Origin of the sequence: Salimicrobium humidisoli (genome assembly GCF_002295105.1) — a bacterium.
Taxonomy (GTDB): Bacteria; Bacillota; Bacilli; order Bacillales; family Halobacillaceae; genus Salimicrobium; species Salimicrobium humidisoli.
The window spans coordinates 1-22,005 of the sequence record NZ_NSGH01000004.1 but is presented as its reverse complement, the minus strand read 5'-3'; the positions used below and the strand labels follow the sequence as shown (position 1 = coordinate 22,005).

Sequence of the window (22,005 nt, the reverse complement as noted above, 5' to 3'; positions counted from 1 at the left end):
CGGGCCGGAAAGAAACGTCTTGACAATACGGGAGAGCCGTGAAATCCGCTTTTCCTCCCGTTCTACAAACACAAAAAAAATTTGCTATAATGGTGGCAGTCTGAATGCAAAAGGAGACCGACCAATGATTTCATCCATACTGCAGCAACCGGAATACAGGCTCGTGGACCACAGCGATCCGGAGCTTCACACATCCGCCCTGCCGTCCTTCGCCTATGATGATGCGCTGGCGACATCTGTCGGGGCAGGGACTAGCCCGGCGACTGCCCGTCTGTGGGTACACCCGAAAACCGTCGTCCTCGGCATACCCGACGCACGCCTCCCCTACATCTCCGAAGGTATCGACTACCTGGAAGAAGAAGGGTACAGCGTCGTCGTCCGTAACTCCGGAGGTCTCGCCGTCGTACTGGACGAAGGAGTGCTCAACCTCTCTCTCATCTTTCCGGAGATGAAAGGAGTCGATATTCATGGCGGGTACGACGTTATGGTCGAATTCATCCGCTCCCTTATCGATGCCGACATCGATGTGTATGAGATTTCCCGCTCCTACTGTCCGGGCGACTACGACTTAAGTATAGACGGGCGGAAGTTTGCAGGTATATCCCAGCGCCGCGTAAAAGGCGGATTCGCCGTACAGATCTATCTCGATGTGACCGGAAGCGGACAGCAGCGGGCAGAGCTGATCCGGAACTTTTACGACACAGCTAAAAAAGGGGAGGAGACGAAATTCTCTTTTCCCGATATCGACCCGTCCGTTATGGCTTCGCTCAACGAACTGCTCGAAGAAACGGTCACGATTGAATCGATTACGGAACGGATCAAAGACCGCCTCCGTCATTACAGTGACAGCGTCACTTCCTACCCGCTTACGGACCAGGAAGAAGAGTGGCTCAGTAAACGGACAGAACAGATGGTGACCAGAAACAAAAGGGTGTAAGCCCTGAGCTACTAAAAAAAGCGTGGTGCCGGCTATCGGCATCACGCTTTTTGTATATTACTCTACAGACTGAGCGGCTGTTATGATGGCAAGTTTATACACATCATCCGCATTACAGCCTCTCGACAGATCGTTTACAGGCTGATTGAGTCCCTGAAGCACAGGTCCGACAGCATCAAAATCGCCTAGACGCTGGGCTATTTTATATCCGATATTCCCCGCTTCGAGGCTCGGGAAGATGAACGTGTTCGCTTTTCCTTCGAGTGGAGAATCCGGCGCTTTCTTTTCAGCGACGGAAGGTACGAAAGCGGCGTCAAACTGAAATTCTCCGTCAATCATAAGGTCGCTCCGCTGCTGTTTCACAATCTCGAGAGCCTCTCCCACTTTTTCGGTTTCCGGGGAGACGGCCGAACCTTTCGTGGAGAAACTGAGCATAGCTACACGAGGGTCGATATCGAAAAGGGCAGCAGTGTCTGCGCTGGCCATCGCGATTTCAGCCAGATCCTGACTGTCCGGGGAGATATTGATGGCACAGTCCGCGAAAATGTATTTTTCCTCCTCCCGGACCATGACGAATACTCCGGACGTCTTGTTGATGCCTTCTTTCGTCTTAATAATCTGAAGAGCCGGGCGCACCGTATCTCCGGTGGAGTGTACTGCTCCGCTTACCAGTCCGTCCGCTTCGTTCATATACACAAGCATGGTACCGAAGTAGTTACCGTCTTTCAGAATGTCGCGGGCTTCCTCTTCACTCGCCTTACCTTTTCGCCGTTCCACAAAACGCCGGACCATGTCATCCATATTTCCATAAGTTTCCGGATCCACGATATCCACGCTGCTGAGATCGACTCCGTTCGTTTCCGCCTTCTGTTTCACTTCATCTTCATTTCCGACTAATACAGGACGGACGTATCCTTCCGATCCGAGCCTGCCCGCAGCCGTCAGAATTCTTTCATCCTCGGCCTCCGGGAAGACGATCCGCTTTCCTTTGCCTCCTATTTTGCCTTTCAGTGTGTCAAAAAGATCACTCATGTGTACCCCTCCTATTTGATGTCTGTATCATATGATAAAACGTGCCCGCTAAAAAGAAAAGCGATACACGCAGCCGACCGTCAGTAACTGCTCTTTACTTTCATTATTCCCCGATCCTCTTTCGAATATGTGACAGAAATCGGAAAAATCATTTACAGGGAAGTACTTCACATGCCCCTCCGGCACTCGTATGTTATATTGAATAAGGACATAATTATATCAACCATAAAGGAGCGATTCGACTATGCCAGAACCGGTTATAACAATGGACGGGTGGTACGTCCTTCACGATTTCCGTACGATGGACTGGACTTCCTGGAAGTACGCGAGTGCCGAAGAGCGCCAGCAGGCGATCCAGGAGTTTCAGGCGCTGATGGAGACCTTTGAGACGAAAGAAGACAACCGCGAAGGAAGTCACGCTGTCTATACGATTGTCGGCCAAAAAGCTGATCTCATGATGATGATTCTGCGCCCGACTATGGAAGAGCTCAACGAAATCGAGACGGCTTTCAATAAATCCAAACTGGCGGAATTCATGACGCCGGCCTACTCTTACGTGTCGGTCATCGAACTCTCCAACTACATGGGAGGCGACCAGAATCCGGAAGATCCGGAAATCGAAGGCCGCCTGAAGCCGAAACTTCCGAAATGGGAACACGTCTGCTTCTATCCTATGGATAAGCGTCGTCAGGGGAATGACAACTGGTACGTTCTCGAGAAGGACGAGCGGGCGAAACTGATGTACGAACACGGCATGACCGGGCGTCAGTACGCCGGGAAAATCCGTCAGTTCATCAGCGGATCGATCGGTTTTGACGACTGGGAATGGGGCGTGACCCTGTTTGCGCACGACGTTCTTCAATTCAAGAAGCTCGTCTATGAGATGCGCTTTGACGAAGTGACTTCCCGTTATGGTGACTTCGGTTCCTTTTTCATCGGCAACCTCCTTACAAAAGAAAAAGCGGAGACGTTCTTCGAAGCATAAAACGTTTTTCCCGCAAACTAAAACCCCGGACTGACACTCAGTCCGGGGTTTTCAATTACAACATTTGCCGATTACAGAACTTTCGTTACTCCAATACCGAGCAGTACCCATCCGATAAGGAAAGCGACACCGCCGAACGGAGTGATCATGGCCAGTGTTTTCACACCGCTTACGGCATATACATAAAGACTTCCGGAAAACAGAAGAATGCCGGCGAAAAACAGCCATCCGGCTCCTGTGAACATTCCGGATGCACCTTTACCGAGCAGCAGCGCCGTTATGAACAGCGCCATCGTGTGGAACATCTGATAGTTCACCGCTTTCTCCCACTGACCAAGTCCTTTTTCGGACACTTTTCCTTCCAGACCGTGTGCCCCGAACGCTCCGAGTGCCACAGCAAGAAAGCCGTTAATGACTCCCAGTAACAAAAACAGTTTCATTATTCTTCCCCCTTATCAAAAATCAAAGATAGACGAGCCGTTCGCTCCGTCGTGATCCAGTTTATCATTTGTACTTTTCCGCTCCGGCGGGTCCTGCCCCATCATCTTCCTCATCTCTTCCGCCGTCGGCTGCATATCGTTCTTCTCCCCGGTTGCCGGTGCCCCGGCAGATTCCTGCCTTTCCTCTTCGAGCACCAGATCACACAGCAGCCTGACAGCCCGGGCATGTTCCCTGACCCGGACCGGGTCTTCGTGTCTGAGCATAGCTTCCTCTATTTCTTTATTCATTCGCTGCAGTAATTGTTGCATGGAGATGCTCATCAGCTACACATCCTTTCCACCTGTCAGTTTATCACGATTGCCCCGGGATTACCTATGACAAAAATCCGATAATGTTTTCAGAGGAACCGGAAGAAAAACGGACAGGCAAAAAAGAACAACACGCAGAACCCTCCATGTTGTTCTTCCTGAAATTATAGTCGTTCATACCAGCAGGTTACAGAATACTGCTTATAAAAATAATGATGATCATAACGGGTAACAGATACTTCACAAGGCCATACCAGACGTTCCCGATGACATTATCCCCGAAGTCCACGGCTTTCAGTGCTGTAGACTTCGTAAAGTACCATCCGACAAACAGAGCCATGGAAAGTCCTCCGAGCGGAAGCAGGATATTGGAGGCGATGTAGTCCATCGAGTCGAGGATGTTCCTCTCTCCGATCGGCGTTATCCCGGACCAGATTCCGAAACCGAGGGATACGGAGATGCCAAGGAAGAACATGATTGCCCCGACGATGACGCTTGCCTTCGTTCTGCTCCAGCGGAAAAGGCGCATGAAGTAAGCTGTCGGCACTTCGAGTATGGAAATCGCCGAAGAGAGAGCTGCCAGCGACAGAGCGAAGAAAAACAGCAGCCCTGCTATCCCCCCAAGCGGCATCTGTTCAAAAATGGAAGGAAGCGTTATAAACACAAGCGGCGGTCCCGAAGAGGGATCGATATTAAAGGCGAACACCGCCGGAAAAATGACGATTCCTGAGATGACGGCGAAAAACGTGTCCATCAGACCGATTCCGACAGCAGCCCCCGGCAGCCGTTTATCGTCCGACAGGTAGCTGCCGTACGTAAGCAGCGCTCCCATACCAAGACTCAGGGAGAAAAAGGCCTGCCCGAGCGCCTGGACGTAAATCGACGGCTGGGTCAGAGCCGACCAGTCCGGCCGAAACAGGAAACTCAGTCCTTCCATGGACCCGTCCAGCGAAAGGCTGACCCCTGCAAGGGCCAGAAGCAGCAGAGCGAGAAGCGGCATGAACACTTTATTCGCCGTTTCTATCCCCTTCTTCACTCCACTGAATACGATCACGATGGTCATAGTCATAAATAGAGCGGACCAGAAGAGCGGCTGCCACTCCTGCGTGATGAACCCGCCGAAAGCCCCTTCGTATCCTCCCTCCGCAGGAGCCTGGAAGAAGTCACCTGTCACGTAGTGGAACAGGTAGTAAAGCGACCAGCCGGCGACTACTGCATAAAAACTCAAAATCAGAAAAGCGCTGAAGACCCCGAAGAATCCGGTCAGAAACCACGGCGTCCCGGGTGCGAGCTTCTGATAAGAGCCGATCACATCACTTTTCGCTTTCCTCCCGATACTGACTTCTGCCAACAGGAGCGGAATTCCGATCAAAAATACAAATACAAGATATAAAAGCAGAAACGCTCCGCCACCGTTGTTTCCGGCTACGAATGAAAAACGCCATATATTTCCGAGACCTACAGCCGAACCCATTGCTGCAAGCATAAACCCTAATTTCGTCCCCCATTGTTCACGAGCCATAATAGACCTCCTCCACATTGAATATGCACCATCATACCACACATACCCCCCGGTTACGACACGGGTTACCCCTTTTTCCAACTATTCGGTTTATTCATGTTGATGTATGAATATTATATAAGACAGTAAAAAAGCCGTCTCCCCCTTTTTTCCCGGGAATACGGCTCTTCACAGTTTATATTTCTTAGTCATTCTCATTTTCGCGGTGGAGTTTCTCCAGACGTTCCACCCGAGCTTCAAGTTTATAATAGTCTTCTTCCGTAACAAAACCGATTTCCTTCAGCCGGTCTTTCATCATAGTCCGCGTCTGGTTCGTGAAGTCCGTGTCGGCGTTCTGACCTTTTTCCACCCATTCATTCATCATCGCTTTCGCTTCTTTCGGGGTCATTTCCCCTTTGTCGACCATGTCCTGCACCATCTTCTCAAATCTTTCCTTGCCGCTTATAGCTGCTCCGACACCGAGGTAAAACCCGCGCTTCATCCACTTGTCCATCATTCTATCACTCCTCCTAGGAAATATTTTTGATCATACTTGCATGTTTCCATGAAAACAGAAAAGTTCCGGCAAAACTCAAGCCTGATATTAGATATAACACCCAGATCGGAATCTCCTGTAAGCTCTCTGGCAGAAAGAAGGAGGCGACCAGGATGGTACTCCCGATTAAAAAAGTGACAGCAGCATAGAAAAAATAAAAATGATGCCACAACGTCTGCTGCTGCTTCGTCTGCTGCCATTCCCGCTCCTTATCCCCGTCTTCGAGAAACTCAACGAGTGCCCGGGGCAGGGAAAGGAGAGGCTGGCCCGTCTCTTTTACTATGTTTTTATAAAATCCGAATTTGGACTGACTGCCCGTCATCCATTCGTTGATCACCGGCTTGCCCCACGATACGAGGTCCATTTGCGGGTATACCGCCGTAAGCACTCCTAAAATCATGGACGCCGCCCTTCCGAGAAAAGCGTAGTCGGCCGGCAGCTGTATCGGCTGGTCTTTCACGAAATCCTGAAGATCTTCGAGAATATCATTCATGACGGTTGCGTCCATCTTACTCATATCTTCACTCAAATACATCGACACCAGTCGGCGCATCATTTTCTTCATCGCTTCCGTATCTGCATCATCGAGAAGAAAGTTCATTTCTCTGAGCGACTCCACCACTCTGTCATAATCATCGATAATGAACCCTTCGATCATAGAGCGGATGTGGTCGACATCTTCCCTTTTCACTTTTCCGACCATACCGAAATCGATAACGACTACGGTACCGTCCTCTTTAATCATTATATTTCCCGCATGCGGGTCCGCATGAAACATTCCGGCATTGACGAACTGTTCCACACAAAGGTCGAATATAGTCCGGGCAAGCTTCTCACGGTCCAGGTCATTTCTTTTGATGAAGGAAATATCCGTTACCCGCGTGCCTTCCACCCACTCCATCACAAGCACACGACCGGTGGAAAGATCGGTGAAATATTCCGGTATGTACACGTTGGAATGATCCTCGAACCTTTTCCGGAAGTAATTCCCGTTCTCCAGCTCCATCGTGAAATCCAGTTCATCGCTCATCACGGCTACGACTTCTTTATAGAGGGAAGGAAGATCCGCTTTCTTCCCGAAAATAGTAAAGCGGTTGAGTATCCCGAACACCACTCTCATCGCCTTGAAATCCGTCTGGAAAATTTCTCTTACGCGATATCGCTGAACTTTGACTGCAACAGGGGTGCCATCATGAAGATAAGCTTTATATACTTCTCCGATCGATGCGGAAGCGATGGGATCTTCGTCGATGGAGGCGATATGTTTCTCCATGGACTCCTGCCAGTCCTCCTCCATGATCCCTTTCGAATACTCGAAAGGTACAGGCTGGACGCGATCGACCAGGCCTTCGAGTTCACGTATGAAAGAAGAAGGGAGCAAATCACCGCGTGAACTTAAGAACTGGCCGAACTTGATGAGCAGTCCACCCAGATAAACGGCGCGCTGCCTGTATTCGGTGGCCAGCTCTTTCAGTAATTTTTCCCACTTTCTTTCCGTTTCCTGATCCCATATTCTGTTCAGTTTCTGGAACCAGAATATTTTCCACAAAAACTTTATAGACATCCAGATAATTATGTACATTCTGTAAATCCCTATGTATTTCTTCGATTCCAACGTCTTCCCCCCTCTTGCAAATGTAATGACCCTTTCCCTTTCCTGCTTTCTTTCAACCATAAAAAAACATGAATTTGAACTGAAAGACCTGTTTATTACCTTTTTTTACCTTTTAACAGGTAAAAAGAATCAGCGTTTCTAATTGAAATAAAGAATCGACGTTTGCCGGAAGAACAAAATCTTAACTGTCCATACTTTTTTACTATTTTAATTATTTTGAAAATTTTATCAATTATGTGCATAATAGGTTTTGCAAACAAAATCGATACAGGGGGTCTGGAAATGAGGAAATTATCCGCCTGGCTGACTGCCGGGGCACTGTCAATGGCACTCGCTGCTCCGACAGTAAGTGCCGAAACGTCTTCCACCGAAGACTACACCAACTGGAACAAGGAACGCTACACGGACAAAATGCACATCGACAGCATGCTTAAGCAGAAATCCGAGCAGGAAGGCTTTGACGAGAAAGCTATCGAAACGATCAGAAAAAATGCGGAAAACGTAAACTTTAATGAACAGAAAGGTTCGGAAAACGGAAATGGAGATTCCGGATTTACATACGATGGAGGAACGAAAAAGTTCCTTGACCGGGATCTCGGATTCCAGGACTTCACTCTCCGCAGTTCGGGCGAGCACGTGGAAATATGGGTAGCGGACGATCTTTCCTTCCCGGAAGGTGACCCGCGTGAGGCACATAAAATCAATCAGGAACAGGTCGATAAACTTACTAAAGAATTCGATACGAATATTTATCCGAAAGCTACCGATTTCTTCGGTAAACAGGATCCGCTCGACGGGACAAATGCCCAGCTCGTTAATCTCGGCATCGTCCCTGAAGGTTACTACGAGACCGAAGACGATGAGAAAATCACCATTCTCGTCAACAATATCAAAGATGACAACTACAACGATCCCGACTACCCGTTCTTCGTCGCAGGCTTTTTCTGGCAGACGATTGAACAATACACAGATCGTAACATCGTAACGATCGATTCCCGGGACTGGGGTGAACGTCTGGAAGAAACTTTCTACTCGACCACCATCCACGAACTTCAGCACCTGATTCACGCTGATAATGACAGCGACGAAACGTCCTGGGTGAACGAAGGGATGTCTACGTTCTCCGAATACCTTGGCGGTTATGGTGTAGATGCCGGATCCATCAATTTCCTGCTCGACCACCCGGAGAACTCCCTTACTGCCTGGGATGAACACGTAGATGCCAAAACGGGGCCTGAAACGATCGCGGACTACGGTCTCGTGCAGCTGTTCACTCTTTACAACTACGAACAGTTCGGTCAGGAATTCATCCGTTCTGTAGCTACAAGCGACATCAACAGTATCGACAGCTACAGAAAAGCTTATGAAGAATTCGGTATCAATAAGTCGTTCGAGGAAGTATATAAGGACTTCACCTCCGCCCTCGTCATGGATGACAATAAGTTCAAAGGCGGAAAGTACGGATTTGAAAATGTAGATCTGCGTGACCTTCCGACAGAAGACGGGACGCGCGGGAAAACCGTAAACTTCGAAAAAGCCAAGGACTATGAAAAAGAAGGCGTACCTGCCTGGGGGACCGACTTCAAAGAATTCAATTTCAAACCGGGTGAAAACGTGGAATCCTTCGATTTCAACGGCGTCGATTTCCTTCCTTTCCAATGGACTTCTACGGAAGACCCGATGAATCAGGGTAACGACGTATATTACAGTACCAAAGGCGATGAAATGGATAACGCGATGATTTTCGAAGCGGACCTTACAGGACTTAACGAAGCCACTCTTTCTTTCGACCACTACTATCAGATTGAAGAGAACTGGGACTTCGGGATGGTTCAGGTATCCACCGACGGCGGCGATACGTGGACCTCTCTCTCCAATGAAAACACGACGAGTAACGTGACCGACCAGGGGTATCCGAAGATCAAAGAAAACGTTCCGGGTTTCACCGGAAGCAATGGTTCCTTCCAAAACGAAACATTCGACCTCTCTGAATACGCCGGAGAGAACGTACTGATTTCCTTCCGTTATCTTACGGACTGGGGCACCACCGAAAAAGGCTGGTATCTCGACAACATTGAAGTTCCGGAAGCCGGAATTTCCTACACCGGGGAAAGTACGGAAGGCTTCACTTCCCAGGCGGAACTGAACGAAAACTACGTGAACTACGGCGTTTCCTTCTTCAAAGAGAAGAACAACGGAAAGTATCAGGTCGTCCATGTCGATCCGTTCAACATTACAGATAAGGATGCCCTCGAACTTCAGCAGGTCTTCCGTCCCGGCAAAACGTACATGACCACTCATTACGCTGCGCCGCAGGACAGCACGGAGTATGTGAATTTCGAATATGAAATTTCCTACAAAGAAAACGGGAACAACGGAAATAAAGGCAATAACGGTAATAATGGTAACAAAGGCAATAACGGGAACAATGGAAAAAACAAACATTAATAAGCAGGACCGGCCCCTACGGAGGGCCGGTTTTCCTTTTTTCAAAACGCCGGGTGTGTGTACCAGGCTTTCAGCTTTTTTCGTTACGTTCGCAACTCTGTTTTTTCAGTGAACGGCACGCAAAACTATTTTCCTGTCGCGGGGACGCCCGGACGATTGATTCTGCTTTTCATTTGAGGTGATTTTTGCCATGATAGTAGGAGAACGCACTTAGAGAGGACGGGATTTCCCTTGATGATAAAAGAACTGGAAGTGAAAGACTTACGTCCGGTATCCGAATGGCTGCACCGGATGAACGGGGATGATAAACACTTCGTCGCCTGGCTCGCTTCGGATCCGAAAGAGATATTCGAACAGATCTGGGGACTTACCCAGCTGAACGATCCCTTCGCATTTGTAGCGTGGGACGGGGAGGAAATCGTCGGCTTCCTCGGCATACTCCCTTTTTTCGAACAGAGAGTGTGCAGACTTCTCGGCCCGTTCGCGACAAAACAGGAGACTCTGATTATCGAGAGGTTATGGCAGAAGGCTTCTCTTACGCTTGAAATGTATTTTGATGCGGCGAAGCTTGCCTGTTTCGATGTGAACACGGAACTTCTCACCTTCGCGGAACACTATGAATTTGAACTTTATAATATAGAGAAGACGCTCCGGCTTGATAAAGAATCCTTCACCCGGGAACCGGGGGATGCACCGATCGCTCCGCTGGATGAATCCAGGCGCGAAGAGCTCGATTCGATTCACCCGGCCGGCGCTTACTATACGACGGACGAAATGCTCTCGTTTTCCCGTGAGAACGGCCACCACCTGCTTGGATACTTCGACGGCGATGAGCTCGCCGGTTATCTTTATCTGGAAACCATACTCCCGGAAGAAGAAGGGGAAATCTGTTTCGTGAACGTAGCTTCCGAAGAACAGGGAGAGGGCGTCGGCAGTGCCCTGCTCACCTATGCGCTTTCTCTCGGATTCCGGACGGAAAACTTTTCCTATATTACAATTTCCGTGCGGGAAGCTAACAGCGGAGCCGAGAATCTGTACAGGCAGTTCGGCTTTTATGAATGGCATACGATCTACGCCTACAACAAAACGATCGAAACACAGCCGCCTCCGAAACTTGTCCACTGATCCCGGCGGAAAAGGAGGAAACTCATGAGCTATCTTGAAGATATTTTAAAATCCACAGGTGATGCCACGCCGATTACAAAGCAGAAACCGGTAAGCGGCGGAGACATCAATGAAGCTTTTTATGTACGGACGAAAGCACAGGAATATTTCGCGAAAAGGAATAAAGGAGCCTCTTCCCGGTTCTTCCAGACGGAAGCGAGAGGGCTTGAGCTCCTCCGGGAGACCGGTACAATCGACGTTCCGCGGGTTTATCATCACGGGGGGAATGACGAAGAAGCGTGGCTCGTTCTTGAATACATCCAGGCCGGCGCTCCTTCCCCGCTGTCCGAACGCCGACTCGGGGAGCGGCTTTCCCGCATGCATGCCACGGGAAACGATGCCTACGGTTTCGATCAGCCCACGTTCATCGGGGAACTCCTGCAGGAGAATCATATGTATCCGTCCTGGCTGGAGTATTACCGGGACGAACGGCTTCTTCCGCAGATTAAACTGGCAGAAGAAACCGGGAAGCTTCCACCGGACAGAGAAAAACGTGCCCATCAGCTGCTGGAGCATCTGGACACGTGGATTCCCGAATATCCTGGAAGTTCTCTTCTCCACGGTGATCTCTGGGGCCGCAACTGGATGGCGGGTCCCGAAGACACGCCATATCTGATAGACCCTTCCGTTCTATACGGAGACAGACTGATGGATCTCGCTTTCACCGAACTGTTCGGTGGGTATTCCCGGGATTTTTATGAAGCGTATGCCGCTCACTCCCCTCTCCCCGACTATTATCAGGACGTGAAACCTTTATATCAGCTGTTTTATCTGCTCGTTCACCTGAATATGTTCGGGGAGGCCTTCGGAAGCCAGGTCGACCGGATTCTCGCCCATTACACGGAAACGAAAGGATGAGGGTAAAGATAGGCCTGGAACAGTACGTAGTCATCCTCATATTTATGGCCGAAATCTTTCAGCAGCGCTCTTACTTCATCCAAAGAAATCGCACCATCCACGAACTGCTTCAGTTTTCTCAGAAGCAGTTCTTTTTCTTCTCCGGATAAGTTCCGCTTTACGTGCCCTGCAATGTGCTCGCAGGCGTTGACATGCCTCTCCCGGGTCGGGGGTGACTCCACCGCTTTCTCAAGAAGCTGGCGGTAATCCTCGGCCAGTTCAAAAAACGGAACCTCCCTCCCCCGGGCCAATAAACGCCCCATCTGTTTCTGAATCCCCGGGGAATACGCCATCAATAAGTATTTATGATCGGATTGAAAGTCGAACAGCTGCCGTTTTGATTCCTGTTCGAACACTTCCCTTATGCGATGAAGCGTAAATATTTTCGTCCAGAAATCATCCAGGTCTTCAGGACTTGCATGCATCAGAAAAGAAGCGGAGACATTCCCGTCAGCATGGCGATTACCTGTAATGTTTACGTGTTCTTCCAGTCGATGTAAGTACTCCCCGCTGAGTTCCTCGTCTTTCTCAATACATATAGCGGGCTTCTGTTTATATTCCACGTCACTCTCTCCCTTTTACGAAAGATTCTGTCTATGAAGAAGGATTCCCTGTCATAGCCGTCGAATAACATAAAAGCAGTCATAAAATACTTGGCAATATGACGTTTGTGTATTAAAATCTATTTTATTGCATAATTATACTCAGTTAGGAGCGCTCTCATGAATAAACACGATTTCCCCTTATCTGCTCATTTAAAATTCATCATACCTTCTCTTATCGGTGTGATTCTTTTCATGGTACCTATCCCCTCCGGTGAATCCCTTACGATACTTGTCGCTATCTTCGCCGGATGGCTTGAAGAGGTACTTGCGGACTATTTATCTTTAATAATGACGTTCATCATTTCTCTTACGGCTGTACTTACCATCTGGGTGAAAGCGGGAGGGCGTAAAAAAGTTAAGCCCTCTCCTTTCTTCACCTCCCTGCTGGACGTTACCCCTTTCTGGACAGGAGTCCGGGTACTCGGGATGATTTTCGCCCTGATGGTGTATTTCCAGATCGGTCCGGAAGCGATCATTTCGGAAAATACCGGCGGCATGCTTCTCGATTCCCTTCTTCACGTGCTGTTTACAGTGTTCCTGTTTGCCGGGCTGTTCCTGCCTCTCCTTTTGAACTACGGGCTGCTGGAACTGTTCGGGGTACTGCTGACGAAAGTCATGCGCCCGCTCTTCACACTTCCGGGGCGTTCTTCGATCGACTCTCTCGCCTCCTGGCTCGGTGACGGAACGATCGGTGTCCTGCTGACGAGTAAGCAATACGAGGAAGGCTATTACACGAAACGTGAAGCTGCCGTCATCGGTACCACCTTCTCTGTCGTATCGATAACGTTTACAATCGTCGTCATCGAAGAACTCGGACTCGGCCACATGTTTCTGCCTCTTTACGGAACGATCGTCGTTGCCGGTGTCGTGGCCGCGCTGATTATGCCGCGTATTCCTCCGCTTTCCAGAAAGCCGGACACGTTCGTCACGGAAGAACCTCAGGGGAACGGGGACGATATTCCGAAATCGGAAAACGCCTTCTCCTACGGCTATAAGCAGGCGGTCAAACAGGGGAATCAGTCCCCGGGGATTACCGGTTTCTTTAAAAACGGGGCGCAGAACATCCTCGATATGTGGATGGGCGTGGCTCCTATCGTTATGGCGCTCGGTACGATAGCTCTGGTGCTCGCGGAGTTTACACCGCTGTTTTCGTGGCTCGGCGTCCCGTTCATCCCGCTGCTCGAACTGCTGCAGATCCCGTCGGCCCAGGCTGCATCCGAAACCATTCTGATCGGGTTCGCGGATATGTTCCTGCCGGCGCTGATCGGTGCTTCCATTGAAAGCGAAATGACACGCTTCGTCATTGCCGCCCTGTCCGTAACACAACTGATTTACATGTCGGAAGTCGGGGGACTTCTCCTCGGATCGAAAGTACCCGTGGATATCAAAGATCTGTTCATCATTTATCTGGAGAGGACGATTATCACCCTGCCGGTGATCGCACTGATCGCCCATCTGATATTTTAAAATAAAAGCAGAGAGGACAGCCGGTTTGACTGTCCTCTCTGCTTATTTTTCCTCGTAAAGATATCTCTTCCTGTTACAGCTCTTTTACGTTCTGCTAACATTGTTTTTTAAATTATACACAAATGCCCCGGTAAGTAGTACGATATAAATAACACTAATGCTTATAGAAAAGGCAGGAGAGGCACATGGAACGCGATGCTTTTTTCGATAATGCGAAACTGTTTCTGATCGTACTCGTCGTATTCGGGCACGCGATACAGCCGATGACGAATGATTCCGTCTTTGTAAATAATCTATATACATTCATCTATATCTTCCACATGCCGGCCTTCATTTTGCTTGCAGGTTTTTTTGCCAAAGGATCGAGGGACAAAAAATATATACTGCAAATGATGAAGAAACTGCTGCTCCCCTATTTCCTTTTTCAGGCAGTGTACAGCGGCTATTACTATGCTCTCGGGGACGAGGGGTGGTACAACGGCTTCTTTCACCCGCACTGGTCTCTCTGGTTCCTGATCAGTCTGTTCTGCTGGCATATTCTGCTCATCGGATTCAAAAAGCTGCCGCCGCTTCTCGGTATCCTTATTTCGCTTGAGCTCGGTCTGATCATCGGATATTTCAGCGACATCGGCCATACGTACAGTCTGTCGCGCACCTTCGTGTTCTTTCCGTTTTTCCTTGCGGGCTACTGGCTGACCATCCGTCAGGTGAAAATGTGGCGGAGCACTTTTGTGCGTGCCGGTTCGCTCGTGACCATGGGAATTATCGGTACGCTGATCGTCTTTTTTCCGGAATTCAGCTCCGGCTGGCTGCTCGGCTCCAAATCCTATGCCACTCTCGGCAGTCCCGAATCCGGCGGCTGGGTCCGTCTCGGTGTCTACGTACTTGCTGCTGCCATGACAGTATCCGTACTGTCGTGGGTACCGAGTCGTCATTTCTCTTTCACGAGACTCGGTCAGCGTACGCTTTACGTGTATCTGCTGCACGGATTTGTCATCCAGTTTTTCCGGGAGACAGAATTTTTCACCTATACTCACTGGCTGGACGTATTCGGAGTCTTTTTCGTATCGCTCGGGATCGTCTACCTCTTCTCTTCCACTTTCATGATGAAAGCGGCGTCGCCGCTGATTGAAGCGAAACTCCCCTGGAAGCGAAAAATCCGTACGTTAGAGTAATGTACAAGCCTTTGGGCTCGATAAAAGCCCCCTGCGCAACAAAATGTTGTTCAGGGGGCTCTTCCAAGGAGTCGCACGTTCTGTGCCCGTGCCGTTTCTATTTCCTGAAATCCCCGGCCCAGCTGCCGTTGCGGAAGACCGGTTCAAACGTACCGTCTTTTCTCTCTCCGTCGATATCCAGTTCAGCCGAACCGATCATGAAGTCTTCGTGCACGAGACTGTCGTTCACTCCATGCTTATCCCTCTCATCCGCACTCATCTCCGAGCCTTTCTCGACGTTGGTCGGATAAGCTTTTCCGAGAGCGATATGACAGGAGGCATTCTCGTCGAACAGCGTATTGTAGAAAACGTGACCGGACTCGGAAATCGGTGATTCGACCGGTACGAGGGCAACTTCTCCGAGACGCTTCGCTCCTTCATCCGTTTCAAGAAGATATTTCAGAGACTCTTCTCCGGATTCCGCTTTATAATCTACGACCTTCCCTTCTTCGAACGTAAGCGAGAAGTTCTCAATCAGGTTTCCGTCGTAGTTGAGCGGCATCGTACTCTGCACCGTACCGTTCACTCCGTATTTATGAGGCATCGTAAACACCTCTTCCGTCGGCATGTTAGGGTTGAACGTCACGCCTTTCACAGACTCGGCGGCACCGCCGGCCCAAATATGATTTTCCGGCAGTTCAATCGTAAGTTCCGTGCCGGGAGCTTTATAGTGAAGCTTTTTGAACTGTTTATCATTCAGCAGCTCTCTCGCTTTACGCAGGTTTTCATTATGCTCATCCCAGGCTTTCATCGGATCTTCCTTATCGATCCGGGTAATATGGAAAATCTGTTCCCACAGCTTATCCTGAGCTGATGCTACCGGTTCATTCGGAAACAGTTTCTTCGCCCAGTCCGGGTGCGGAAAAGCTACAATCGTCCAGGTGATTTTATCTTCCATAATGTAATCCCTGTAGGTTGTGAGGGCTTCGGCACTCGCCTTATTGGCTTTGGCTACCCTTTCGGAGTCCACATCTTTCAGAAGATCCGGATCCGGTCCGTAGACGTTCACTACCGAATAGCCGTCCTTCGCCATTTCTTCAAGCCCCTCGGCCCGCCAGCGCGGAAAATTCTCAAGCACTTCGTCTGCTGCATGTTTCATTTTCATATAAGTGAGGACGTTATCACCCCACTGGACGTGCACATCTTTCGCACCGCGTCCGTAAGCCTTTGCGCTTAATATGTGCACAAAATCGGCAGCCTCTATCGGGGCATTGATAATAATCCCCTGTCCTTCCTGTATGTTGATACCTTTTTGCAATGCGACGTCTGCATACTGTTCAAGCTTTTTCTGAAATGTACTCATATTCATCCTCCTACGACATCCACTTCGGTGGTGTATTTTTATCCCAGTATATTTCTCCCAATGGGTAATGGGTTTCATACCCGTCTTCTTTCACATGATAATGGAAGTTAAACCAGTACCCTTCCCCCGGGCGCAGGTCGCGCCTGACGTGGAAGCGCGCCAGTTCTTCGCCGGAACGGGTATTTGTCAGATTGAAAATTTTTTCTCCGTAACCTGCAGCCGGGTTCTCCGAAATTTCATACAAAGGTACCTCTCCTGCATTTACCCGGGACTCGATTACTGTTTCGATTTCCGGAAAAATGGTTTCGACTATGTCCTTTTCTACTTTCTCCCTGATGCGCGGCCCCAGTTTCGTGAACGTCTGTTCTTTCGCTTTGTCCGTCAGGTCTTCCACGGTAAGCTGCTGCGACAGCTCTTCCGAAAAAGCCGTCTCTTCCCTGACCGTTTCCGCCCCGGAAGCTTCGGATTCCGCGGGAACCTGCGGTATGTACAGCCCGAGTGTCATAACAGCCACGAGGGAGACGAATAGTTTTCTCAGCCATATCTTCATATTTTTCATCCTTTTGTCGATAAAAGTCGGGATCTTTCCCACTTATCATTGTCCTCACAAAACACCCCTATGCCCAGGCATAGAGGTGTCAGCCGATTCCTACTCCGTAAGTACGAAAGTCTCCAGTTTCAGTGTGACATCGACCTTTTTCATCCGACCCTGGACGGTATAGTGATTGGTTTCATGCCGGAAAAATTCCCGTGCTCCGTTATAGGTCGTGAACCATTTGTTGCCAATTACGGAAAATTCGCCTTTTTCCCTGTCCGTAACTTCAATCGGGTGATACGTCCTGCCGAGGCGTCCGTCTTCCCTTTCCATTATCCCGACGCGATGCCTGGCATCCATCCATACCTGGGTCATGATTTTCAAAAGATCACTCCTTCTATCACGGAAAACCGCATTTAATTGTTTGACAATTTGTAAGTTGAGTCAATTATCGCAAAATTCTCACACAATTTCAATACTTTACCGTTAAAAAGCGAAGAAGCGACTACTTTTCTCTCTGCATGTCACTGATGAATTTATAGCGATCACTGCGATAAATGGATGTGTTCCTCTCAAAAGGTACGCCGGTACTCAGGTAACCGATACGCTCTATCCGCAGGATCGCATCTCCTTCTTCGATGGAAAGAGGCCGGGCTTCTTCGAAAACAGCTGTACCCGCCTCAATCGTCTGTCTGGCCCGTTCAATCGAATGCGCCGTTTTCGTTTCGATATATTCGTAAAAGGAGACGCCTTCCAGTCTGTCGGCATCGAGTTCCGGAAAAAGATGTACCGGTATGAAAGTCTCTTCGATAGCCATCGGTTCGTCATCCGCATAACGGATCCGTTTCAGGTAATAGACTTCTTCCTCTTTCAGCTGAAGGAGGTCTTTCGTCGTTTCGTCCGGGTCCTGCCTCTCGAATATGAGCAGTTCGTTATGAGGGGTGAGTCCGCGGCGTTTCATGTCTTCACTGAAGCTTGTGACCCCCTGAAGAGGCTGTTCGAATTTTTCTTCGGCTACGAACGTGCCCCGCCCCTTTTCCCTGTAAAGGATACGATTCCGGACCATATTCAAAATCGCCTGACGGACGGTCATGCGACTCACTTCATAGGTTTCGGACAGCTCTCTTTCGGAGGGGATCGCCTCTCCATAGTTATAAATACCGGACTCGATCTTCCGTTTCAGATCCTCTTCTATCTGGTAGTACATCGGCAGAGGAGATTCTTTATTCAGCACTGGCGTCCACGTCCTTCCCGTAAGCTTCTTCGTCCACAATCAATGTAACATTTTTATGATTGTAGAGAGCCGAAGCGGGAAACATTTCGTCCATCTCTCCTTTCAGCAGCCGCCGGATAGCCTCCTGTTTATTCGCTCCTGAAGCCAGCAGGAGGATTTCCTCACTTTTCAGAATAGAAGCGATTCCCATCGTGACGGCTTCCGTCGGTACTGCTTCAAGAGAAGGGAAAAACCTTGCGTTCGCCTCCCGCGTGACCTGATCCAGCTTTTCCACGTGCGTTCCGGCTTCAAAGGAAGCTCCCGGCTCGTTAAACCCTATGTGACCGTTACTCCCTATCCCGAGCAGCTGAATGTTTGCAGGACCTTCTCTATCGAGAAGTGCTTCATACTCTCTGCACTCTTTGTCCAGATCTTCTGCTTCCCCGTTCGGAATGTACGTATTCGAAAAAGGGATGTGCGAGAAGAGCTGTTCCTGCATAAACGTATGATAGCTCTGACTGTGATCTCTCGGCAGACCCACGTACTCATCAAGGTTGAACGTCGTCACCCCGGAATAGTCGATTCCGCGTGATCTGTGTCCCTCTATGAGCTGCTCGTACGTGCCGAGCGGCGTTCCTCCGGTAGCCAGTCCGAGAACGCAGTCAGGCTCAGCACTCACCTTTTCCTCTATAATAGAGGCTGCTTTCCGGCTCATTTCCTCATAATTTCTCACAACGATAACTTCCATTCCTATTCCTTCCTTTCATATACCAGTTCTCCCCGGCACCATGTCGCACGTACGTTGAATTCATCATCAACGAGTACGAAATCAGCATCTTTTCCGGGTGCAATACCACCTTTCCTGTGTCCCACTCCAAGTTCGCCGGCTGCATTTCCGGAAGTGATGGCCAGCAATTCCTGATCCGACAGCTGAAGATGTTTTTTCATAAGAGACGCCGCTTTTGAAAGAGTAAGTATACTCCCGGCAAGCGTTCCGTCTTCAAGAACCGCCTTCTGATTTTCAACGGTCACATCCTGGCCCCCGAGGTCATAAGTGCCTTCCGGCAGACATTTGGCCCGCATTGCATCCGTAATCAGCAGCATCCTCTCATCCGTAAGCTGTCTGTAGGCGATCTCGACAGCTTCCTTGCGTGAATGGATATGATCCACAATCAGTTCCACCATAAGACGCGGATCCGTGAAAGCCGCTCCGGTCACGCCCGGGTCCCTGTGATGCAGCCCGCTCATCTGGTTGTATAAGTGCGTCACGTGACTCACTCCCGCTTCAACAGCGGCTTCCGCTTCATCGAACGTTGCATCTGTATGACCCATCGAGGCGATGATACCTTTTGCTTTCAGATGACGGATCAGCTCCTCCCCGCCTTTTTCTTCGGGGGCCAGCGTCACGAGCCTGATTTTGTCATTACCGGCTTCACGGTAGGATTCGAACTTGGTGACGGAGGGCTCACAGATATAATCCACGGGCTGGGCACCGGCTTTCTTCTCGGATATGAACGGCCCCTCCAGATGTACTCCGAGCATTTCGGCCCCCCTTACGTTTTCACTCGTAAAAGAGCCGGCATTGCGAAGAGCACGCTCTATATTTTCCGGGGACTGGGTCATCGTAGTAGCAAGAAATGACGTAGTCCCCTCTTCCGGAAGAATCTCCGCTATGCCCTGCAGGGCTTCGGGAGTGGCGTCCATTACATCGTGGCCGTTCGCTCCGTGGATATGCACGTCGATGAACCCGGGAAACAGAGAAAGACCTTTCCCGTCAATGACCGTATCCCCCCGGTCGAGAGGGGAATCACTCACATAGCGGATTTCGCCTTCTTCAAAGAGTACACTTCCCCCTTCAATGGTACGATCCGTTTGCACAATACGCACATTTTGATACTCGACACTCATCCCGTGCACCTCCTCTTATTTATCCTTCATCTGTTTTTTGATCGCTTCTGCGAGGAACTCGACACTTGTGCCTACAACTACGTGGACGTTTTTCGAACCGATGTTGATGACACCGCGTGCCCCTTCACGTTTCAGCTTCTTGTCGTCCACTTTCTCTCTGTCTTCCATCGTAAGTCTGAGTCTTGTCGTACAGTAATCAAGCGTGTCGATGTTCTCTTCACCGCCGAGGGCCTGCAGATAGGCGACCGCTTTTTCATCATAGTCGGATGTTCCACTCGGCGCTTCTTCGGCATCTTCTTCGTCGTCATCCTCACGTCCTGGTGTTTTCAGGTCCAGTTTCGTAATGAGGAAGTAGAAAACGACGAAGTACACCGCTCCCATGACGAGCCCGAGCACCAGAAGCATAAGCGGATTCTGTGCAATGTTAAAGTTCAGTAAATAGTCGATCAGTCCGGCCGAAAATCCGAATCCGTGCCGCACATCAAGCATATAAGCCGCAATCATCGATATTCCGGTCAACACGGCGTGGACCACATATAGAAGCGGAGCGAGGAACATGAAAGAAAACTCGATCGGTTCCGTAACACCCGTAAGGAAGGAAGTAAGAGCGATACTTCCGAGCATCCCGCCGACAATAGCCTTCTTCTCTTTTTTGGCAGCCGCATACATGGCGAGACAGGCACCGGGCAGACCGAACATCATAATCGGAAAGAAACCTGCAAGGAAGTACCCGGCTTCAGGGTCCCCTTTAAGGAAACGGTTGATCTCCCCGTTCACTGTCTCCCCTGCAGCCGTCGTAAAGCTTCCGAAATCGAACCAGATCAGTGTGTTCATGACGTGGTGAAGCCCGACCGGAATCAGTAGGCGGTTCAGGAATCCGTAAAGACCGACCCCTGCTTCCCCGGAAGAAAGAATCCACTGGGCCGTCGCATCAAGCGCATACTGCGGATAAACCCATAAATACCCCATGATGAAAGACATGATTACCATGGCAGCGGACGTCACAATCGGGACGAAGCGCTTTCCTCCGAAGAAAGATAAATATTCCGGAAGTTTGATATCGTAGAACCGGTTGTACAACATACCGGCTGAGATACCGGCAATGATACCGGCGAATACGCCCATGGAAATGTCCTCGTTAATGGCTTCGACTCCCGCCTGTAAGACGAGAACCCCGATAGCCCCGGACAGGGCCGCGCCTCCGCCTCCATCTTTCGCAAATCCCATCGCGATACCTATACCGAATATGAGCGGAAGGTTATCAAGAATACTGCCTCCTGCAGCTTCGATGAAGTCGATATCAAGCATATCGTCCATGCCGAGGCGCAGAAGCAGCGCCGCAGCCGGAAGAGTGGCAATGGGGAACATCAGTGATTTCCCTATTCGTTGAAAAAATGCTAACACGGTAAAAACTCCTCTCTTTATTTGAAAACGCTTTATATAAATTCTATCACTCACGTATATAGTTGTCTATACCAATTTTAGTGGAACTGCAATTTGAGAGAATCCGGTTATCGTTCCCTTCACGGGAATGTTCAGGTGCTGAAGGTAACGATTCTACCGTTTTCCTTCCCTTCGCGGAGGATATTCTTCTTTGAAGGTCACGATTCAGGAGAAAACGTTACGTTCGGAAGCTTCAGGGACGTCCGAAGGTAACGATTACGCTGTCACCTGCCCTCCCGAGGTCTAAGAACTTCGGTGAGGGTTCCTGTCCACGATTCACAAAAAAAGACTGACCTCCGTCAGTCCCAGCTTGTAGAGAAACCCCGTGTTTTTCTGCAAGCTTTTTTTGTGCAGTTCGTGCGGGCGAATACCACTCGCTTTCCGCGGACGAACGCCCGAGCCTCCCTCGTGAAAACCCACACTCCGGGGTCTC

21 protein-coding genes are annotated in these 22,005 nt (G+C 49.7%); 7 read left to right on the top strand and 14 right to left on the bottom strand.

Going from position 1 to position 22,005, the window contains the following annotated elements:
• The first annotated feature begins 124 nt into the window (after positions 1-124).
• Positions 125-937: a lipoate--protein ligase family protein gene (locus tag CKW00_RS03340; protein ID WP_095821379.1), complete on the top strand. Its 813-nt coding sequence runs from the start codon at positions 125-127 to the stop codon at positions 935-937.
• Positions 938-994: 57 nt separating this feature from the next.
• On the opposite strand, the gene pta is transcribed toward CKW00_RS03340, so the two are convergent.
• Positions 995-1,969, bottom strand: a complete 975-nt coding sequence (gene pta / locus CKW00_RS03335) for a phosphate acetyltransferase (RefSeq protein WP_095821378.1) — start codon at positions 1,967-1,969, stop codon at positions 995-997.
• 244 nt (positions 1,970-2,213) lie between these two features.
• On the opposite strand from pta, the gene hemQ reads away from it, so the two are divergent.
• Positions 2,214-2,954, top strand: coding sequence for a hydrogen peroxide-dependent heme synthase (gene hemQ, locus CKW00_RS03330; RefSeq protein ID WP_095821377.1), 741 nt, complete (start codon positions 2,214-2,216; stop codon positions 2,952-2,954).
• A 71-nt stretch (positions 2,955-3,025) separates the two neighbouring features.
• Here hemQ and CKW00_RS03325 read toward each other — a convergent pair whose 3' ends face one another.
• From CKW00_RS03325 to CKW00_RS03305, 5 genes are all read right to left on the bottom strand, one after another.
• On the bottom strand, positions 3,026-3,394 hold the full coding sequence (locus CKW00_RS03325; protein WP_095821376.1) for a DUF423 domain-containing protein: 369 nt from the start codon (positions 3,392-3,394) through the stop codon (positions 3,026-3,028).
• A gap of 15 nt (positions 3,395-3,409) precedes the next feature.
• A complete protein-coding gene (locus CKW00_RS03320; protein ID WP_095821375.1) occupies positions 3,410-3,715 on the bottom strand; it encodes a YwdI family protein in 306 nt (101 codons plus the stop codon).
• Positions 3,716-3,890: 175 nt separating this feature from the next.
• A complete protein-coding gene (locus CKW00_RS03315) occupies positions 3,891-5,225 on the bottom strand; it encodes a sodium-dependent transporter (protein ID WP_095821374.1) in 1,335 nt (444 codons plus the stop codon).
• A gap of 184 nt (positions 5,226-5,409) precedes the next feature.
• Complete coding sequence (locus CKW00_RS03310; RefSeq protein WP_008591522.1) at positions 5,410-5,721, bottom strand: phasin family protein; 312 nt, start codon at positions 5,719-5,721, stop codon at positions 5,410-5,412.
• 13 nt (positions 5,722-5,734) lie between these two features.
• Positions 5,735-7,375, bottom strand: coding sequence for an ABC1 kinase family protein (locus tag CKW00_RS03305; protein WP_095821373.1), 1,641 nt, complete (start codon positions 7,373-7,375; stop codon positions 5,735-5,737).
• A gap of 282 nt (positions 7,376-7,657) precedes the next feature.
• Between CKW00_RS03305 and CKW00_RS03300 the strand changes: the two genes are divergently transcribed.
• From CKW00_RS03300 to CKW00_RS03290, 3 genes are all read left to right on the top strand, one after another.
• Complete coding sequence (locus CKW00_RS03300; protein ID WP_095821372.1) at positions 7,658-9,823, top strand: immune inhibitor A domain-containing protein; 2,166 nt, start codon at positions 7,658-7,660, stop codon at positions 9,821-9,823.
• A gap of 234 nt (positions 9,824-10,057) precedes the next feature.
• Entirely contained in the window at positions 10,058-10,948 is an 891-nt protein-coding gene (locus CKW00_RS03295) for a GNAT family N-acetyltransferase (RefSeq protein ID WP_095821371.1), read from the top strand.
• 24 nt (positions 10,949-10,972) lie between these two features.
• Complete coding sequence (locus CKW00_RS03290) at positions 10,973-11,845, top strand: fructosamine kinase family protein (RefSeq protein ID WP_095821370.1); 873 nt, start codon at positions 10,973-10,975, stop codon at positions 11,843-11,845.
• Here the strand turns inward: CKW00_RS03290 and CKW00_RS03285 are convergent.
• Positions 11,824-12,447 (bottom strand): DUF1722 domain-containing protein, encoded by a 624-nt coding sequence (locus CKW00_RS03285; protein ID WP_095821369.1) that lies wholly within the window; start codon positions 12,445-12,447, stop codon positions 11,824-11,826. The two genes, CKW00_RS03290 and CKW00_RS03285, sit on opposite strands and share 22 nt — an antisense overlap.
• Before the next feature lie 159 nt (positions 12,448-12,606).
• On the opposite strand from CKW00_RS03285, the gene CKW00_RS03280 reads away from it, so the two are divergent.
• Positions 12,607-13,956, top strand: coding sequence for a YjiH family protein (locus CKW00_RS03280; protein WP_095821368.1), 1,350 nt, complete (start codon positions 12,607-12,609; stop codon positions 13,954-13,956).
• A gap of 185 nt (positions 13,957-14,141) precedes the next feature.
• A complete protein-coding gene (locus CKW00_RS03275) occupies positions 14,142-15,131 on the top strand; it encodes an acyltransferase family protein (RefSeq protein WP_095821367.1) in 990 nt (329 codons plus the stop codon).
• A 97-nt stretch (positions 15,132-15,228) separates the two neighbouring features.
• On the opposite strand, the gene CKW00_RS03270 is transcribed toward CKW00_RS03275, so the two are convergent.
• From CKW00_RS03270 to nagE, 7 genes are all read right to left on the bottom strand, one after another.
• Positions 15,229-16,473 (bottom strand): aminopeptidase, encoded by a 1,245-nt coding sequence (locus CKW00_RS03270; RefSeq protein WP_095821366.1) that lies wholly within the window; start codon positions 16,471-16,473, stop codon positions 15,229-15,231.
• A 10-nt stretch (positions 16,474-16,483) separates the two neighbouring features.
• Positions 16,484-17,023, bottom strand: coding sequence for a YpjP family protein (locus tag CKW00_RS03265; RefSeq protein WP_095821491.1), 540 nt, complete (start codon positions 17,021-17,023; stop codon positions 16,484-16,486).
• Between the two features lie 99 nt (positions 17,024-17,122).
• The gene (locus CKW00_RS03260) at positions 17,123-17,383 is read right to left on the bottom strand and encodes a hypothetical protein (protein WP_233129707.1); all 261 of its coding nucleotides are present in this window, start codon (positions 17,381-17,383) and stop codon (positions 17,123-17,125) included.
• A gap of 130 nt (positions 17,384-17,513) precedes the next feature.
• The gene (locus tag CKW00_RS03255) at positions 17,514-18,242 is read right to left on the bottom strand and encodes a GntR family transcriptional regulator (RefSeq protein ID WP_095821364.1); all 729 of its coding nucleotides are present in this window, start codon (positions 18,240-18,242) and stop codon (positions 17,514-17,516) included.
• Positions 18,232-18,969 carry a glucosamine-6-phosphate deaminase gene (gene nagB / locus CKW00_RS03250; RefSeq protein ID WP_095821363.1) on the bottom strand — a complete coding sequence of 246 codons (738 nt, stop codon included), beginning with the start codon at positions 18,967-18,969 and terminating at the stop codon, positions 18,232-18,234. Before nagB ends, CKW00_RS03255 begins: the two co-directional genes overlap by 11 nt.
• Positions 18,970-18,971: 2 nt before the next feature.
• Positions 18,972-20,129: an N-acetylglucosamine-6-phosphate deacetylase gene (gene nagA, locus CKW00_RS03245; protein ID WP_095821362.1), complete on the bottom strand. Its 1,158-nt coding sequence runs from the start codon at positions 20,127-20,129 to the stop codon at positions 18,972-18,974.
• A gap of 15 nt (positions 20,130-20,144) precedes the next feature.
• The gene (nagE, locus tag CKW00_RS03240) at positions 20,145-21,533 is read right to left on the bottom strand and encodes an N-acetylglucosamine-specific PTS transporter subunit IIBC (protein WP_095821361.1); all 1,389 of its coding nucleotides are present in this window, start codon (positions 21,531-21,533) and stop codon (positions 20,145-20,147) included.
• Between the last annotated feature and the right edge of the window lie 472 nt (positions 21,534-22,005).

Bases quoted from the DNA above. Each gene is read 5' to 3' on its own strand.
- CKW00_RS03265 (WP_095821491.1), bottom strand. From the start codon at position 17,023: ATGAAGATATGGCTGAGAAAACTATTCGTCTCCCTCGTGGCTGTTATG.
- nagA (WP_095821362.1), bottom strand. From the start codon at position 20,129: ATGAGTGTCGAGTATCAAAATGTGCGTATTGTGCAAACGGATCGTACC.
- CKW00_RS03340 (WP_095821379.1), top strand. From the start codon at position 125: ATGATTTCATCCATACTGCAGCAACCGGAATACAGGCTCGTGGACCAC.
- pta (WP_095821378.1), bottom strand. From the start codon at position 1,969: ATGAGTGATCTTTTTGACACACTGAAAGGCAAAATAGGAGGCAAAGGA.
- CKW00_RS03320 (WP_095821375.1), bottom strand. From the start codon at position 3,715: ATGAGCATCTCCATGCAACAATTACTGCAGCGAATGAATAAAGAAATA.
- CKW00_RS03300 (WP_095821372.1), top strand. From the start codon at position 7,658: ATGAGGAAATTATCCGCCTGGCTGACTGCCGGGGCACTGTCAATGGCA.
- CKW00_RS03280 (WP_095821368.1), top strand. From the start codon at position 12,607: ATGAATAAACACGATTTCCCCTTATCTGCTCATTTAAAATTCATCATA.
- CKW00_RS03295 (WP_095821371.1), top strand. From the start codon at position 10,058: ATGATAAAAGAACTGGAAGTGAAAGACTTACGTCCGGTATCCGAATGG.
- CKW00_RS03310 (WP_008591522.1), bottom strand. From the start codon at position 5,721: ATGATGGACAAGTGGATGAAGCGCGGGTTTTACCTCGGTGTCGGAGCA.
- CKW00_RS03325 (WP_095821376.1), bottom strand. From the start codon at position 3,394: ATGAAACTGTTTTTGTTACTGGGAGTCATTAACGGCTTTCTTGCTGTG.
- CKW00_RS03270 (WP_095821366.1), bottom strand. From the start codon at position 16,473: ATGAGTACATTTCAGAAAAAGCTTGAACAGTATGCAGACGTCGCATTG.
- CKW00_RS03260 (WP_233129707.1), bottom strand. From the start codon at position 17,383: ATGACCCAGGTATGGATGGATGCCAGGCATCGCGTCGGGATAATGGAA.
- CKW00_RS03275 (WP_095821367.1), top strand. From the start codon at position 14,142: ATGGAACGCGATGCTTTTTTCGATAATGCGAAACTGTTTCTGATCGTA.
- CKW00_RS03290 (WP_095821370.1), top strand. From the start codon at position 10,973: ATGAGCTATCTTGAAGATATTTTAAAATCCACAGGTGATGCCACGCCG.
- nagB (WP_095821363.1), bottom strand. From the start codon at position 18,969: ATGGAAGTTATCGTTGTGAGAAATTATGAGGAAATGAGCCGGAAAGCA.
- CKW00_RS03315 (WP_095821374.1), bottom strand. From the start codon at position 5,225: ATGGCTCGTGAACAATGGGGGACGAAATTAGGGTTTATGCTTGCAGCA.
- hemQ (WP_095821377.1), top strand. From the start codon at position 2,214: ATGCCAGAACCGGTTATAACAATGGACGGGTGGTACGTCCTTCACGAT.